18 protein-coding genes and 1 tRNA gene are annotated in these 16,123 nt (G+C 45.2%); 5 read left to right on the top strand and 14 right to left on the bottom strand.

The window, feature by feature from the left end; genetic code table 11:
- Positions 1-503 precede the first annotated feature (503 nt).
- The 3 genes from dcuC to pepE are packed head-to-tail and all read right to left on the bottom strand — an operon-like array spanning position 504 to position 2,752.
- Positions 504-1,811: a C4-dicarboxylate transporter DcuC gene (dcuC, locus tag CSUNSWCD_RS01540; protein ID WP_009492873.1), complete on the bottom strand. Its 1,308-nt coding sequence runs from the start codon at positions 1,809-1,811 to the stop codon at positions 504-506.
- A gap of 51 nt (positions 1,812-1,862) precedes the next feature.
- Complete coding sequence (locus CSUNSWCD_RS11235; RefSeq protein WP_157788735.1) at positions 1,863-2,009, bottom strand: hypothetical protein; 147 nt, start codon at positions 2,007-2,009, stop codon at positions 1,863-1,865.
- Between the two features lie 32 nt (positions 2,010-2,041).
- Positions 2,042-2,752 carry a dipeptidase PepE gene (gene pepE / locus CSUNSWCD_RS01535; RefSeq protein ID WP_009492871.1) on the bottom strand — a complete coding sequence of 237 codons (711 nt, stop codon included), beginning with the start codon at positions 2,750-2,752 and terminating at the stop codon, positions 2,042-2,044.
- 253 nt (positions 2,753-3,005) lie between these two features.
- Here pepE and CSUNSWCD_RS01530 point away from each other — a divergent pair, with 253 nt between their 5' ends.
- A complete protein-coding gene (locus tag CSUNSWCD_RS01530; RefSeq protein ID WP_009492870.1) occupies positions 3,006-4,451 on the top strand; it encodes a nicotinate phosphoribosyltransferase in 1,446 nt (481 codons plus the stop codon).
- 780 nt (positions 4,452-5,231) lie between these two features.
- Here the strand turns inward: CSUNSWCD_RS01530 and CSUNSWCD_RS01525 are convergent.
- From CSUNSWCD_RS01525 to CSUNSWCD_RS01475, 11 genes are all read right to left on the bottom strand, one after another.
- A tRNA-Ser gene (locus tag CSUNSWCD_RS01525) sits at positions 5,232-5,322 on the bottom strand.
- A gap of 144 nt (positions 5,323-5,466) precedes the next feature.
- Entirely contained in the window at positions 5,467-5,709 is a 243-nt protein-coding gene (locus tag CSUNSWCD_RS01520) for a helix-hairpin-helix domain-containing protein (RefSeq protein ID WP_009492869.1), read from the bottom strand.
- Positions 5,710-5,926: 217 nt separating this feature from the next.
- On the bottom strand, positions 5,927-6,613 hold the full coding sequence (gene pyrF / locus CSUNSWCD_RS01515; RefSeq protein ID WP_009492868.1) for an orotidine-5'-phosphate decarboxylase: 687 nt from the start codon (positions 6,611-6,613) through the stop codon (positions 5,927-5,929).
- Positions 6,610-7,005 (bottom strand): transcription antitermination factor NusB, encoded by a 396-nt coding sequence (nusB, locus tag CSUNSWCD_RS01510; RefSeq protein ID WP_009492867.1) that lies wholly within the window; start codon positions 7,003-7,005, stop codon positions 6,610-6,612. The genes pyrF and nusB overlap by 4 nt, the downstream gene beginning before the upstream one ends.
- 1 nt (position 7,006) lies before the next feature.
- A complete protein-coding gene (gene ribH / locus CSUNSWCD_RS01505; RefSeq protein WP_009492866.1) occupies positions 7,007-7,477 on the bottom strand; it encodes a 6,7-dimethyl-8-ribityllumazine synthase in 471 nt (156 codons plus the stop codon).
- Between the two features lie 17 nt (positions 7,478-7,494).
- Positions 7,495-8,613, bottom strand: a complete 1,119-nt coding sequence (locus tag CSUNSWCD_RS01500; protein ID WP_009492865.1) for a cation diffusion facilitator family transporter — start codon at positions 8,611-8,613, stop codon at positions 7,495-7,497.
- Between the two features lie 9 nt (positions 8,614-8,622).
- Positions 8,623-8,946, bottom strand: a complete 324-nt coding sequence (locus tag CSUNSWCD_RS01495) for a DMT family transporter (protein WP_009492864.1) — start codon at positions 8,944-8,946, stop codon at positions 8,623-8,625.
- Positions 8,943-9,272 carry a DMT family transporter gene (locus CSUNSWCD_RS01490; RefSeq protein WP_002952856.1) on the bottom strand — a complete coding sequence of 110 codons (330 nt, stop codon included), beginning with the start codon at positions 9,270-9,272 and terminating at the stop codon, positions 8,943-8,945. Before CSUNSWCD_RS01490 ends, CSUNSWCD_RS01495 begins: the two co-directional genes overlap by 4 nt.
- Positions 9,262-10,068: a 3-deoxy-8-phosphooctulonate synthase gene (gene kdsA / locus CSUNSWCD_RS01485; protein ID WP_009492863.1), complete on the bottom strand. Its 807-nt coding sequence runs from the start codon at positions 10,066-10,068 to the stop codon at positions 9,262-9,264. The genes CSUNSWCD_RS01490 and kdsA overlap by 11 nt, the downstream gene beginning before the upstream one ends.
- 10 nt (positions 10,069-10,078) lie before the next feature.
- Positions 10,079-11,125, bottom strand: coding sequence for a hypothetical protein (locus CSUNSWCD_RS01480; protein WP_009492862.1), 1,047 nt, complete (start codon positions 11,123-11,125; stop codon positions 10,079-10,081).
- A gap of 5 nt (positions 11,126-11,130) precedes the next feature.
- The gene (locus CSUNSWCD_RS01475) at positions 11,131-12,060 is read right to left on the bottom strand and encodes a DMT family transporter (RefSeq protein ID WP_009492861.1); all 930 of its coding nucleotides are present in this window, start codon (positions 12,058-12,060) and stop codon (positions 11,131-11,133) included.
- Positions 12,061-12,162: 102 nt separating this feature from the next.
- Between CSUNSWCD_RS01475 and der the strand changes: the two genes are divergently transcribed.
- The 4 genes from der (at position 12,163) to CSUNSWCD_RS01455 (ending at position 16,118) form a co-directional block, all read left to right on the top strand.
- Positions 12,163-13,566, top strand: coding sequence for a ribosome biogenesis GTPase Der (der, locus tag CSUNSWCD_RS01470; protein WP_009492860.1), 1,404 nt, complete (start codon positions 12,163-12,165; stop codon positions 13,564-13,566).
- A complete protein-coding gene (locus CSUNSWCD_RS01465; protein WP_009492859.1) occupies positions 13,559-14,086 on the top strand; it encodes a shikimate kinase in 528 nt (175 codons plus the stop codon). Before der ends, CSUNSWCD_RS01465 begins: the two co-directional genes overlap by 8 nt.
- Positions 14,087-14,703: 617 nt before the next feature.
- Positions 14,704-15,669 (top strand): tryptophan--tRNA ligase, encoded by a 966-nt coding sequence (gene trpS, locus CSUNSWCD_RS01460; protein WP_009492857.1) that lies wholly within the window; start codon positions 14,704-14,706, stop codon positions 15,667-15,669.
- Positions 15,670-15,677: 8 nt separating this feature from the next.
- Entirely contained in the window at positions 15,678-16,118 is a 441-nt protein-coding gene (locus CSUNSWCD_RS01455) for a hypothetical protein (protein WP_009492856.1), read from the top strand.
- The last annotated feature ends 5 nt before the right edge of the window (positions 16,119-16,123 follow it).

Genomic DNA, 16,123 nt, shown 5'->3' with positions numbered 1-16,123 from the left:
CTTTGCGTAAAATGCGAAAGCAAATTTAAATAGGAGCGAAATTAATTTTACCGTTAATCGAAACTTCGGTTTTAGCAGTCGGTGCCTACATAAACGCGCTACAAAAGGAGTGCGACGATGGAAACGGCGCAAGCTACTACGAGCTTGGAGTTTTATACGATAACGCGCTAAACGGAGCCGCGCAAGACTATCAAAAAGCGGCAGAGCTCTACTCAAAAGCCTGCGAGCTAGGTAACGGCGGCGGATGCTACTTACCTCAAAAAAGCCTGCGATATGGAGCCCGAGCTTGCCTGCGACCGATATAAAGAGTTTATCCAAAGATAGCACGGCTGCCTTTGCGCGGCAAATTTGACTCGGTAAATTTGATAGAAAAAGTACCTGCCTGTGAGATACGACGCGCGCAAGGATTAAATTTAACTAATTTTCTAAAATTTAAAGGACGACAAACGCCGTCCATGCAAAAAGTCGGCAAGGCGCCGACTTTATCAAATTTAACTCTAAATTTAGAGCATAAAAAACGCTATAACACACACGGCTATCGCCATCGCTGGGGCCGTTCGCTTGGCTATCTCGACCGGGCTAACCATAGCTAGACCCGCGCACACGATCGCTGCACCCGCGATAGGAGACGACGAGCGGCCTAGCGCGCCAGATATCGCAGCAGCCATGCCTAGCTTATCCTGCGCGAAGCCCAGATCCGCGGCGTGAACGGTGATAGCTTGGTTGAACGCCATAGTAGCGGCGTCGCCAGAGCCCGTAACCGTACCCATGAGATACGGCACGAAAGTACCGCCGTAGCGCACGAACTCCTGAGAGTGTTTTAGCCACTCGGTGACCGCGTCGATCGCTCCGCACGCCTTTAAACCCGCTACGAAAACGCCGGCAGCGATGATGATACCCATAACCTCGGCGTAGGCGCTACCCATACCGTTAAAAAACTCTTTAGTGATCTTTTCCGGGCTCGTCCACGTGATGAAAACCGCGATGATAGCGCCAAGGATCATAGCCTCGGCCACGCCCATCTTCGTCCATGCTAGCCACGAAATTTTATTTAGACCAGTACCGCCGACGACGAGAATAACTAGCGGGATGAGAGGCGCTAGAGCAAAGAGTAAATTTACCTTCGTCTGCGTCGCTTCACCGGCGTTACTTGCCGATTTAGGCGAAAAATCCTGTCCTTTTTGATAATCCTTAAAGATAATCGCCGTCATACTAATCACGATCAAAACGACGATACCAGCGGCTACGGCGTTTGGAAACTGCACGCCGATTACGTCTTGGACGGTGTAGGCTTCGTTTGTCTTTTTAACCATGTCGGTTACGAAGATATTGTGCGCAGAGCCGGGGCTTAGCACGCCGCCAAAGGTACCCGCAAACACCGCAGCTCCCGCCATCGCAGGACGTACGCCAGAGGCCATCAAAAGCGGTATCATCGTAGCTCCCACCGCAGCCGAGCAGCCCGCAGCCGACGGTATCGCGATATTGATAAAATAAGTCAGCACGAATGTAGCCGGAATCAGCAAAAATCCGATATTTTTCATCGGCTTAGTAAGTAGCAAAACCAGGTGCTGGTCGCACTTAGTCACCTTCATAACGTAGGCAAAGCCCATACTGGCGCAGATCGCCTTGATAAGCCCCGCAGAGGTCATCGACTTCGTAAAGCTCTCAAGCGCTCCGAGCGGGTTTAGACAGATGACGCAGAGTACGAGTCCCACGCCGATGAGCACAGTTTTGGTCTCTCTTTTTTTGACCAATAAAAACACGACGGCGATCAAGCCTATGACCGCACAGATTAGCTTAGCAGTAGCCATTTTGTCCCCTTTCGTTTTGTGTTTTATACTTATTTCAAATTTGGCTCAAATTTACGCCGCTTGGGTTTTGCGCGCTAAATTTGAGTCAAATTTAATCTTTTTATTTTTGTCGCCGACCGATGTCAAATCCAAATTTGAAAGCTTTTCTAAAACCGTTTCAAATTTGAAATTTTCGTCAAATTTGCCGAGTTTTAGCAAGGCTCGTTAAATTTGAGCATGGGCTCAAACGACTAAAATTTAAAGCTATCGCCGACTTTTATGAACTCGGTTTCTTTTTGATACGCCATTTTTAAGACGGGACTATTTTCCATGCCCATCACGGTTGCGTTTTCGCCCTTTAACCTTAGGGCCGTACCTTCGGGCAGCGCGTAGATCAGGCTTTTTTGATTTACTATCAAAAACTCCTCCAGCCTCTCCTCCCTGCTTTCGCCGTTGTGTCCGGCGATCTTACCGCTGATAAAATGCGGATTTATCTGATGCGGGAAGATATTTAACGCGTCAAAGCTCTTTGGCATGATGATAGGCATGTCGTTTGTCGTCATCATCGTGCTTCCAGCGACGTTTGCGCCCGCACTCCAGCCAAAATACGGCACTCCCGCCTCCACTCTTTGTCTGATGGCTTCGACTAAATCAAATTTATAAAGATAGTAAAGTAGCGCAAAGGTGTTTCCGCCGCCGATGCAGATGGCTTTAGCTTCGGCTACGGCGCGTTTTGGATCGCTAAATTTATGGATGGATGCGATATTTTTGTACTCCAGGCAGTCGATGACTTTTTGCTCGTATTCGTCGTTTGTGCGGCGAACTCCGGCATACGGGATGAAAAGCACCTGCTCGTCCCAAACTCCGCACTCTTTTAAAAACTCGTGTATCCAGTTTTTACAATGCCTAAGATAGCCCGTATCTTTGTAGCTTGAGCTGCTTAGTAGCAAGGCTTGTTTCATAAAATCCTCCTAAATTTTCAAATTTTATTTCCCTCAAAATCAAAAAACGTAATTTAAAATATAAAGATAATATAAAAAATTTTCTTTAAATAAAATATTTAAAACTATATGCTAAACGAGCTTAAAAACCGATAAAAAGTGATAATATTATGAGATTAAATAATATATTTGTTTAAAATCATTCCGCCAAATTTCAGCGTCTCGCAAGCCGCGGGGTTATATCATTATCAAATTTTAACGAGAAAGGGCAAAAATGACGCAGTTTGACGCGAGAAATGTCAGCATGGTGATGGATCTTTACGAACTTACGATGGCGGAGGGGTATTTTAAAAGCGGAGATCAGCCGCGCGTGGCATTTGACGTTTTTTACCGCAAGGTGCCCGACGGCGGCGGTTTTGCGATATTTGCGGGACTTGAGCAGATCATAGAGTATGTAGAAAATTTACGCTTTGACGAGAGCGACGTTGGCTATCTGCGCTCGTTAAATTTATTTAGCGAGGATTTTTTAGATTATCTGCGCAAATTTCGCTTTAGAGGCGATATATACGCATTTGCCGAGGGTACGATCATCTATCCGCAAGAGCCTTTTATGACCGTCGTAGCCTCGCCTATCGACGCGCAGCTCATAGAAACCGCGATCCTATCGCAGATAAACCACCAAAGCCTCATCGCGACCAAGGCTAGGCGCATCGTAAAGGCCGCGGACGGCAGGAGCGTGTTTGACTTCGGCGCTAGGCGCGCGCACAACCTAGACGCCGCGATCTACGGCGCCAGAGCGGCCTACATCGGCGGCGCGGACGGTACGGCGACGGTGCTAGCGGCCAAGGCCTTTGGCATACCGACGACCGGTACGATGGCGCACAGCTGGGTGATGTATTTCGGCGACGAATTTGAAGCCTTTAAGCGCTACGCCCTGCTCTATCCAGACTCCGCTTCGCTGCTCGTAGATACCTACGACGTGCTGCATAGCGGCGTGCCAAATGCGATAAAAACGGCAAAAGAAGTGCTTGAGCCACTGGGCAAACGCCTAAAAGCAGTCAGGCTAGACTCCGGCGACCTGGCGTATCTATCTAAAAAAACGCGCGCGATGCTGGATGCCGCAGGGCTACAAGACTGTAAAATCATCGTCTCAAACAGTCTGGATGAATACACCATCGCCTCGATTTTAACCCAAGGCGGACGCATAGACGGCTTTGGCGTAGGCGAGCGCCTGATAACGTCAAAAAGCGATCCGGTTTTTAGCGGAGTCTATAAACTAGTTGCAGTCGAAAATAAAGGCATTTTTAGCCCGCGCATAAAAGTCTCAGAGGCCGTAGAAAAGATGACTAACCCGGGTCTAAAAAAAGTTTGGCGCATATATAAAGGCGGTCAAGCCGTCGCCGATTTAATCACGAACGCGGACGAAACGCCCAATCTCTCCAAACCCTACCGCTACATAGATCCCGAAAAACCGTGGAAGGAGCTGTATTTTGAGGGCTGCACGGCGCGGCAGCTACAAAATCTAGTCGTAAAAGATGGCAAACGCGTTGGTGAAAATGTAAATTTAGCAAAAATCAGAGAGTACGTAAAAGAGCAGCTCGAAAATGAAATTTGGCAGGAGGAGCAGCGCTTTGAAAACCCGCACAAGCACTACGTCGATATGAGCGTGGACTACTACGAGATGAAGATGGAGCTTTTACGTAGCACAAAAAATAAATAAAAACGGGCGGCTTACTTTTGTGGTAATTTTTATCGCGTAGGCACAAGTTTATAGATGCGAGAGAGTAAGCCGCTCGTTAAATTTTCATATCGACAAAAACAAAAGTAGCAAAATAACGGTTTTGGCTTTTTTAATATCAATCTATTTATTTGAAATGCGGTCCGATTTTAGAAATTTAACTTGCAGTACCCTTGCAAGGCTAAATTTGGATAAGATAAAACTAGCTTATTTTCATTTCGCCTCTAGTGCAAATTTTATTTTTTAATATTTTTAAAATCTAAATTTACGCGCAAAACCGCCCAAAATGGCATAGAATAAAAAGTATCTACAAATTTAAATTTAGCTTGATTTTACGGACTCAAATAGCTTGCAATATTTTATACATATCACAAGATCCGTCGTCTGAAATTCAAAGTATCGCTTTAGCTCGTCGCGCCTCTCCGTAGCTTTAGCTAGGCTTATTTCGCCTACTTTGCTATAATAATTCTTTTGGGCTTATTCACTACTTTACTGCGAAACTCGTAGATAAAATTGACTGCCATTAGACATTATTTTAATGGTAGATTGTCGCTACCGCTTACAAAAATACAGTTTATCTTTAACTTGGATTACTGATCCGTGCTAATAATTTGGGCATTGTATATCATTTTGGCTGATTGGATGTGTAAATTTTGACTGTTTTTATTGGATAGTCAGAGAAAATATCAGCAAAAAACACTGCTGGTAGTTTCTTTTTGTTGCCGTAACTTGCGGGGGTTTTCTGTGTGTTTCTTGAAGTGGTGGCGGACAGAGAGGGATTTGAACCCTCGAGCCCCGATTAGAAGCTGCACCCTTAGCAGGGGTGTGGTTTCGGCCACTCACCCATCTGTCCACAAAAAAGAAACCGCATTATAATTAAATACCGCTGATATCTTGCTTAAATTTGCATTTTCGCACCTGGTGCTCTTGCGCAGAAAGATAATCGAGTAAAATTTGATCAAATTTAAACGACTCGGCGCGGGTCAAATTTGAAAATTTAGTCCTTCCAAATCCACCATTTCAGCTTGGCTTTGTCTGGGTGCGGAGTATTTGCGTAGTAGCAAACCATGCGGTAAACGTAAAGGATACACCTGTCGCTGCCGCGCCCGAGCGCCCTTGTGCGCTCATACATCTCGTCCGGATCCGCGCCCTTTAGCGAAGCGATATCCTCGTAGCCGAGTGCGAGCAGATCGGCCTCGGTCGCCTCTCCGACATAGGGGATTTTCTTAAAATCGCTCAAATTTACCTCAAATTTCTTTTAAGCTCCGCCAAGCTCGCCGTTTTGAATGAAATTTTAAATTTCATTCTTATGCGCTGCAAAGCTTGCTAAATTTTATCTCGCTACTGCGCTCAGTCGCCGCCCGAGCTGTCCTTGCGCGATGAGTTAATTAAAATTCTCGCGCGGAAAAAACCCTGGTTAAAATGATTTCGCGTCAAATTTTACGCAAGCTCGAGCGTTAAATTTGCCCCAAAATCCGCTCGCAAATTTCGTGCGGGTTTTGCGCCTGATAGATCGGGCGACCTACCACGATAAAATCAGCCCCCGCCTCGCGCGCGACGCCCAGATCCGCCACTCGCTTTTGATCCCCCGCGCTCTCGCCAAACGGCCTCACACCCGGGCAGAGCGTGATAAAATTTGCGTTCGTAGCGTCCTTTATCAGGCGACTCTCGAATGCCGAGCAGACCATGCCGTCAAGCCCTGCCTCGTAGCTCATCACGCCAAATTTGCGCACGGCGTCGCTTAAATTTTGCTCGTAAACCGCGCTAAATTCGGTTTCGTCAAAGCTCGTTAGCGCAGAAACCGCAAGCACCAGTGGGCGCGAAGCTAGTCTGTCCAGCCGCTCCATCACCGTAGCCATCGCGCGCTTGCCGCTACTTGCATGCACATTTATCATATCGACACCGATTTTAGCGATCTCCTCGGCGGCGTCAGCCATGGTGTTTGGGATGTCGTAGAGCTTTAGATCGAGGAAAATTTTAAAATTTCCGAGCTTTTTTAGCTCCTCGATAAATCCCGCCCCATCGCGCAAATAGGCTCGCAAGCCCACTTTTAGCCAAATTTTATCGGATAAACCAGCAAGCCCCTCCGCTAGCTGCAAGCACTCCCGTTTCGAGCCCAGATCAAGCGCGACGCAGAGCTTCACAGATCGGCCTTTAGCGCGTCTAGTACGCCGTTTATAAATTTCGGTGCCGAGTCGCCGCCCAGCTCCTTGCCAAGCTCGATGCCCTCGTTTATGATGACGGCCTTATCGGTCGGGGTAAATTTCATCTCGTACGCCCCTAGCCTAAGCACGGCGCGCTCGATACTGCCGATCTCGTTTATCTTCCACTCTTTTAGGCGCGCATTTAGTAGCCCGTCAAGCTCATCTGCATGCTCCAAAATACCGTGAAAAAGCGATAGCGCGAGGCTTCGCTGATCATTTCGGATCTTTTTTTCCTCTAAAAACTCCTCAACGAACTCCTCGCTGCAGCTACCCATTTCGCGCGCGTAGAGCAGTGAAACGACAGCCTGCCTGACCTGATGACGAGTCGCCATTTTACGCCTCCAAATTTTTATATAAGCTTAGCATCTCGATCACGCCTGTCATCGCCTCAAAGCCCTTATTTCCGGCCTTTGAGCCCGCTCGCTCGATGGCCTGCTCGATGCTATCTACCGTTAGCACGCCAAAGGTCACAGGTTTGCCGTATTTTAGCGTGACGTTTGCGATACCTTTGGTCGTCTCGGCACTCACGTAGTCAAAGTGAGGCGTAGAGCCGCGTATCACCGCTCCCACGCAGCAAACCGCATCAAATTTACCGCTTGCAAGCACCTTTTCAAGTGCCATAGGTATCTCAAATGCCCCAGGAACTAGCACTAATGTTAAATTTTTCTCATCGCCACCGTGGCGTAAAAATGCGTCTTTTGCGCCCTCTACCAAGCGGTCTGTGATGATGTGGTTAAACCTTGCGTTGATGATCGCTATCTTCTCATCGCCTTTTAAAGCTAAATTTCCTTCGATTATTTTCATGTCTGCTCCTTAAATTTCTATCCGTTGTAGTCCGTGTCACGCGTGATGATGACCTTGTAGCTAGGATAGGCGCTGCTTACTTGCGATAAAATTTCGCGGTAGAGTGCCGAGCTATCTGGTGCGTTAAAGTCTATGACGATATCAAACGTGATCGTGCTTGTCTCTTTGTTTATGTAAAATCCATGCATTTGTTTGATAAATTTATGCCCAAAAACTATCTTCTCAATGTTTAGCCTTGTTTCATTGTCCTCTTTATCAAACGCATAGATGCCAATGGTATCTAAAACAATGTTAAATTTCGCAAAAATTTCATTTTGTATGCGTCTAGTAAGTGCGTCTATCTGCGCGGCGTTCATATCGTGCGCCACCTCTATATGCACGCTACCTAGCTTCTTGTCTGGACCGTAGTCGTTAAAGATAAGGTCATAAGCTCCTAGCACGCCGTCAAACGAGCGTACACACTCATAAATTTCCGAGCTATCGCCACTAGGCATCCTTGCGCCCAAAATTTTATCTATCGCGTCACGCAAAATTTCAAGTGCTGCCTTGATAAGAAGCAGCGATATGATCACACCAAGATATGCCTCAAGGCTAACGCCAAAAAACACAAATACCAAAGCCGCCAAAAGCGTACCAAGAGAGATGAGAGCGTCAAATTTCGCATCCACGCCGCTTGCTATGAGCGAGTCAGAATTTACCCTCTCGCCGACCTTTTGCGTGTAGATCCCAAGTGCAAATTTGACCACCACCAAAATGGCGATTAGCACGAGTGAGATGAGATCGTAGCTTGGAGCACTTGGATAGATGATCTTTTTAGCCGACTCGACCACAGAGGTACCGCCTGTATAAAGTATGATCACGCCTATCACGATAGCCGTTAGATACTCCACTCTGCCGTAGCCAAATGGGTGCTCTTTGTCCGGATTTTTGCCGGCTATTTTTATGCCAACGATAGTTATAACAGACGAAAGCGCATCGCTTAGGTTATTTACCGCGTCTAAGATGATAGCGATCGAGCCACTTGCAAAGCCCACAACTGCTTTGATCGCCGCTAAAATGGCATTTGCCACTATGCCTATGATACCTGTTTTTACAATACTCTTATCTCGCGACGTGACCTGCTCTACTACTTCCAAATTTGCTCCTTAAACGATCTTTAACATCACTACGCTAAAGATGATGAGTGATAAATAAAGAGCCTTTTCTAAATTTATCTTTTCCTTATTAAAAACCAGACCAACTAGCACTGCACCGACCGCTCCGATGCCCGTCCAAATCGCGTACGCCACCGACATAGGCATAGCCTGCATCGCGTAGCTCAAAAGCCAGAGCGAAATGGCAAAATTTGCGACCAAAATCAAAAAATTTGCCACCTTTTTCACGCCGAAGCTTTTTTGAAATTTGGTTAGAAAAAACACGCCCGAGACCTCGCAGAACCCGGCCGTCAAAAGAGCCAAAACATGCGTCAAGATTTTAGCCTTTTTAACCCCAGCACGCCCGCGATCAGCGTCGCTATAAAAAATAGCCGCAATAAATCTGGCGTCTGGCCGCTTGCGCGAAATTCGCTCACGATCTCGGCGATCACGACGAAAAACGCCCCAAGCCCCACAAACACGGTGTATGTGATACTAATGGGCAGGTATTTCATCGCCATAATAAAGGATGTAAAACTAACGCAAACGAGCATCGCAGTGAGCGCGATCTCTGGCGCGCTTGATGCATGCTTTAGCCCATACGCCCAGCCGCACTCAGCCACCGCGCCGCCTAAAACCCACAAAAAGCCCTTAGTTTGCATCGCCTAGGGCGTCTTTTATCTTAAAAATTTGAGCGATATTTGCATCCAGCTCGTCTAAATTTAGCATATTTGGTCCGTCACATAGCGCTTCGCAAGGATTTATATGCGTCTCATAGAAAAATCCATCTACCCCAACGCTAGCTGCTGCTCTTGCAAGATACGGCACAAACCTAGAGTCGCCGCCGCTTTTTTCGCCTAGAGCGCTAGGCATCTGCACGCTGTGAGTCGCGTCAAAAATCACGGGCGCAAACTCTCTCATCATCACCAAATTTCTCATATCAACGACTAAATTTCCATATCCAAAGGTGCTTCCACGCTCGGTTAGCCACACTCCGTTTTTCTTTGCAACCTCGTATCCATCGCCACTCACGCCGCGCGTTTCTAGCACCTTTTTAACCGAGTGCTTCATCGCAGACGCTGCCAAAAACTGCCCTTTTTTGATATTTACGACCGCTTTTGTCTTAGCCGCAGCCACGAGCAGATCGGTTTGGCGGCATAAAAATGCAGGTATTTGCAGCACGTCGGCCACTTCGCCAACAGGACCGGCCTGATAGCTCTCGTGGATATCGGTTAAAATTTTAAAACCGAATTCCTTTTTTACCTTGGCTAAAATTTCACACCCTTTTTCAAGTCCGGGCCCGCGAAACGAGCTTATACTCGTGCGATTTGCCTTATCAAAGCTTGATTTGAAATAAAAATCTATCCGCTTATCTTCGTTAAATTTAACTAGCCTTTTTGCCACGTCAAATACGAGCTGCTCGCTCTCGATGACGCAAGGCCCTGCTATTAGTATCATTTTTTCTCCTTTATTTTTCTCTAAATTTTCTAATCCAATCTATCAAAAGCGGTCTATCGTCGTTTGTCGCACCTTCATACCAATCATTACAAAGTTTATAGTATATGCCATTTATTAGTATTGGGACCGCATAGTAGCGAACTTTTTCGTATTCACTATCTGCTTTAACTAATGCAGCATAGTTTAGCCCAAGATAATCTTTGCTATATTTTTCACTTTGTAGCCTGCTTATCTCTTCCGCGCCCACTCTACCACTTTCTAAAATTTCTCTCATTATGATACGCGCTATTTGTCCAACTTTTAGCTCTGCGTATTCATCTTGATTATTTTTACTATTAATATAATCTTCGGAAAGCTGATAGTTATGCAAGGCTATTTTAGACTTTTGCTTTTCAGATTTTCCCATATACTTCAAATTTTTATCAAACAAAGTTAGCATCTGATAAGAACGCATAAAAAGCTCTGCTGTGTCGGCTATATTGCCACTTACTTCCAAAATAGGTCTTAAGACGGAAATTAAAAAGTCATCATTAGCAATTATTCTAAAATCAAATTCAAACCCCATTTCAAGCATCATCTCATTTAGATCAATAAAGCAAGGTTGCAGGGCATATAAAATTTGTTTGTTTATTTTTGGAGACGCAAAAATAATATTGGCTTTTTTAACACCAAAATATCCATAAATACACATAGCTGCTCTTGTGCATTTTTTTACAACTCTAGCCACTGTTTCATCAAGCCCACCATAATTTAGCCCAGACTCATGAAAAGCAACATCAACTGCATAAATTTCACTAACTCCATCACTCACGCAAACGCCAAGTGCATCACACTCTGCTTGTTGCAAAAGTTGTTTTAATGAGGTGTTTTGTTTATAAATTTTATATCCGTATTTGCTAGAAAAAAGTTCATCTGTTTTTGACATTATATTGTCTAACTCATCTGAAAATTTTAGCTCCCATTTTGGCGAAATTTTCCAGTTAATTTGCACTATTTGGCATTCTTTTACGTGACGAAGCCAGGAGTAAAATAAAGATTCGCCCATCTCGATTTTCATAAAACCTATCTCTCCCTTGCTACGATTATTCCGCTGATAACAACCAGCATTATACCAAAAAACGCCGCCGCATTAGGTAGCGTATCGCCCATAAAAAAGCCCACTACGAGCGAAAATACGACGTCCATATAGCTTATCGCGGCGACCGAGCCAGCCTTTTTGCTCGCCGCATACGCCTTCGTCATATAAAACTGGAAAAAATAGCCCGCAAGCCCCATTAGCACGATTAGGATTACGCCTTTAAAATTCGGCGCCACAAACGGCGAAAGCAAAAAATCTAGAGGCTCAAATTTGACCCACTCGGCAACCCCCATCAAAAGCATCGGCAGAGCCGTTCCCCACGCCATAAAGCTAAGCACGATGACGCTCGTGTCGTAGCTTTTGCGTAGGGTTCTGACGCTAAGCATCGCAAGCGCCGCCCCTACGCCGCTCCAAAGACCCAGCCAGTCGGTTTTGCTGATGCCTAAATTTGGCTGGATGATAAAAAGTATGCCGATAAAGCCCAGAAATATCGCACCCCAGCCCTTTTTGCTAAGAGCTTCTTTTAAAAAAACCGCCGCAAAAATCGCCGTGAAAATGGGGCTGGTTTTTTGAAAAGTATAAGCCGCGCCTAAATTTATGTGAGCGATGTTGTAAAAAAGAGCAAAAAGCGCGATCGTGCCGATAAATCCACGAAACATCAGCACTAAAAGCTGCCCGCCTTTTTGGTGCGTCGGCGGCCTTTTGTAAATCGCGTAAAGCACGATGGCAAGCCCGACGGCGTTTCTAAAAAATACGACCTCGATACTAGACATCTGCTCGCTCAAAACCTTCGCAAAGCCTCCCACGGCAGCAAAAAACATACACGCGATGATCATATAATAAGCGCCCAAATGGTGCAAAACGTATCTACGAAACAAAATTTTTCCTTTAAATTTAGGCGTATTGTAATGCAAAACGGCTTAAATTTATAAACAATGTAAGCAAAAAATTTGTATAATTGGGATTTAACGCGGCGAACTTCGCCGTAAATTTAACGGGATTTTTAAGGGAAAATTTTGCAAAAGATAATTTTAGTCGGCAAGCCAAACGTCGGCAAAAGCTCGCTCTTTAACCGCCTAGCCGGCAGACGTATAGCCATCACCAGCGACGTTAGCGGTACGACGCGAGATACGAACAAAACGATTATAGAAATTTATGACAGAAGCTGCGTTTTGATCGACAGCGGCGGACTGGACGATAGTAGCGAGCTCTTTAAAAACGTCAAGGCAAAAACCCTAGCCGAAGCTAGAAGCTCGGACGCCATAATCTTTATGGTCGACGGCAAAATGATGCCTAGCGATGAGGATAAAGCCCTATACTACGCGCTTTTAAAGCTAAATTTGCCGACAGCGCTCGTGATCAACAAAGTAGATAGCAAAAAAGACGAGCTGCGAAGCTACGAGTTTGCAAATTTCGGCGCAAAAACGAGCTTTGCTATCTCAGTTAGCCACAACGCTGGCATCGACGAGCTAGCAGACTGGATCTACAAACAGCTAAAAGACGAGATCCGCCCAGACGTAGGCGAGGATCTGGACGAGTTTTTAGAAAATTTCGGCGACGACGGCGAGGTGGTTAGGGAGATATCAGCCCGCGAGGACTACGAGCGCAAAAATATCCAAGTAGGCATCATCGGACGCGTGAATGTCGGCAAAAGCTCACTGCTAAATGCGCTAGTAAAAGAGTCCCGCGCGGTCGTGAGCGACATAGCCGGCACGACGATAGACCCGGTAAACGAGACTTTCGTTTATGAGGATAGGATTTTTGAGTTCGTCGATACGGCTGGCATCAGAAAACGCGGCAAGATAGAAGGCATCGAAAGATACGCGCTAAACCGCACGGAGTCTGCGCTAGAGCTCGCCGACATCGCGCTTTTGGTGCTTGATAGCTCCGAGCCGCTAACCGAACTTGACGAGCGTATAGCAGGCCTTGCGGCTAAATTTGAGCTCGGCGTCATAATCGTGCTAAACAAATGGGACAAAAGCGAGGAAGATTTTGATAAATTTAGCCGCGAGATCAGGGATAAATTTAAATTTCTCGCCTACGCGCCTATAATCAGCGTATCGGCTCTGGGCGGCAAAAGAGTGCATAAAATTTACCCGCTAATTTTAGAAGTTTATAAAAACTACACGCAAAAAATCCAAACCGCAAGGCTAAACGAAGCCATCGAAGAGGCGGTAAAAGCGCATCCTATACCGCGCGAAAAGGGCAAGAGCGTGAAAATTTACTACGCGGTGCAGTTTGGTTTCGCGCCACCAAAAATCGCGCTCGTGATGAACCGTCCGCGCGCCCTGCACTTTAGCTACAAGCGTTATCTAACGAACAAGCTACGCGAAAAATTTGATCTATCTGGCACTCCAATCGTGCTGATCCCGAAAAATCGCAGCGGCTCGGACGAAGAAAACGAGGGTAAAAGTGAGTAAAAATTTAGTTTTCATCGGCTTTATGGGCGTTGGCAAAGGCACGGTAGCAAGGCATATCGCAAAAAAAACGGGCAAGCTGTTTTTAGACACCGATGAGCTGATCGAAAGCGAGCAAAATTTAAAAGTTAAAGAAATTTTTGAGAAAAAAGGCGAGGAGTATTTTAGAAAATGCGAGGCAAAACTCGCTAAAAAGCTAGCCAAAAACGTCAAATCCTCGGTGATCGCAGCTGGCGGCGGCTTTGCAAAGGTCAAAGGCCTTAAAAAAATCGGCAAAATCATCTATCTAAAATCAAGCTTTGAGGCGATTTTAAAGCGCATAGACGAGAGCGGCGAAGCACAGATGCACTATGCTAAGCGCCCGCTTTTAAAGGATTTAAACGCAGCAAAAAAGCTTTTTGACGAGAGAAAAAAGATGTATAAAAGCGTCGCCGATCTCATAATCGACGTCGAAGGCAAAGAGCTGGAGCAAGTCGCGAAAGAGATCGAGACGGAACTAAAATCGAGAAAAAGGACTAAGTAAAATTTGGGTTGAAATTTGACCGTAATTTTAAAATTTGCGACTTTAAATTTCTATTTTTTAAATTTGGGCGTTTTAAATTTAACATTTTAAATTTAAATTAATATAGAGCCCATTACGTTGCCGCAAAAATCTCGGCCTATTTTGTATCGCCTGAAATTTAAGTCAGAAACGTAAAAATTTTGCAAAAGCGAAAATTTGCGTTCAAATTTGAAGGATTACAAATTTCTGGCATAAAAAATAAGCGAATTTTTAAAATTCGGCTGATTTTAAAATTTGACGCAAATTTTGATAAGCGGAAGTAACGCAAGTCAAAGTTTTATAAATTTTTAAAAGCAAAGGTAGTGCGGCGAAGTCTTTTGAGATGAATTTAAATGTTGTGCAGCTAAATTTTAATCAAGACTAGGCATTTAGCCTGCAAGTTAAATTTTAAGATCAAGCTAGACTAAAAAGTCTGACGTGATGTTAAAAATTTAAACGTTTTGGCGAAGAGTTTTTTGTTTAGGCGAGACGAAATTTTGTTTTTAAGTGAGAGCTAGACACATAGTCTGCCGAGCTTGAAAACAAAATTTCAACGAAGCATAAGCGAAAAAGTCAAAGCCAAAATTTGAAAGGATAAGATGAGAGTATTAACCGGCCTCCAACCAAGCGGAAAGCTGCATTTAGGCAACTATTTTGCCTCGATAAAGCAGATGGTTGATATGCAAGAAAAAAACGAAATGTTTATGTTTATAGCAAACTACCACGCGATGACCAGTCTTAGCGAGGCAAAGGCGCTAAAGCAAAACACTTTTGACGCTGCGTGTGCCTTTTTGGCGCTTGGGATCGACCCAAATAAGAGCATTTTTTGGGTACAAAGCGACGTCAAAGACGTGCTTGAGCTTTACTGGGTGCTAAGCCAGCACACGCCGATGGGCCTACTTGAGCGCGCGCACAGCTACAAAGACAAGGTCGCAAAGGGCCTTAGCTCGCACCACGGACTCTTTAGCTATCCAGTTTTGATGGCGGCTGATATCTTGCTTTATAACGCACAGGTCGTGCCTGTGGGCAAGGACCAGATCCAACATGTCGAGATCGCACGTGATATTGCGATCAAATTTAACAACGAACATGGCGAAATTTTCACTCTGCCTGAGGCAAAGATCGATGAAAACGTAGCCACAGTGCCTGGCACAAACGGCGAAAAGATGAGCAAAAGCTATGGCAACACGATCGATATCTTTGCCGATGCCAAAACGCTTAAAAAGCAAATTTCAAGCATCGTGACTGATGGCACGCCGCTTGAAGAGCCAAAGCAGTGGCAAAACTGCAACGTCTATAATATCGCAAAGCTTTTCTTAGACGAGAGCGGACAGCGCGACTTGCAAGCTAGATATGAGCGTGGCGGCGAGGGACACGGACACTTTAAAGCCTATCTAAACGAGCTTGTTTGGGACTATTTCAAAGAGGCGAGAGAGAAATTTGAGCACTGTCAAAATAATCCTGACGAGGTGGCTAAAATTTTAGATATAGGTGCTAAAAAAGCTCAAAATGTAGCTCACGAAACGATAGAAAAAGTGCATGAAGCAGTTGGAATTTACAGATAAGGAAAAAAATGCAAAATTTATACCCATACGCACAGATAGTCCATCTTTTTTGTGCGATCATATTTGTTGGTTATCTATTTTTTGATGTGATCATATTAAGAGCGGCGAGCAAAAAACTGCCACCAGAGCTTGCTCAAAAGGCAAAGCAAGCCATCGGCTCAGTAGCTGTTAGGATCATGCCTATTTGCGTGCTACTTTTAGTTTTAACTGGCGGCATGATGATGAGTAACTGGGTTGGCAGCAAGGCTGGAGGCTACTTTAAGACAAATTTACAGATCGCTTTTATGATCAAATTTTGCTTAGCAATGGTGATCGTGGCTGCGGTTATAGTAAATTTGAGCTGCAAATTTATATTTAAGCGCCCTAGCCCACTTGGCGACATCCACCCTATCGCACTTACGCTTGCGGTGGCGATCGTCCTGCTTGCAAAAGTTATGTTTATGGTTTAAGGAGA

The sequence above is a fragment of the Campylobacter showae CSUNSWCD genome, assembly GCF_000313615.1.
Lineage (GTDB): Bacteria > Campylobacterota > Campylobacteria > Campylobacterales > Campylobacteraceae > Campylobacter_A > Campylobacter_A showae_A.
The sequence above is the reverse complement of the archived record's forward strand: the minus strand, read 5'-3'. Positions and strand labels throughout refer to the sequence as shown.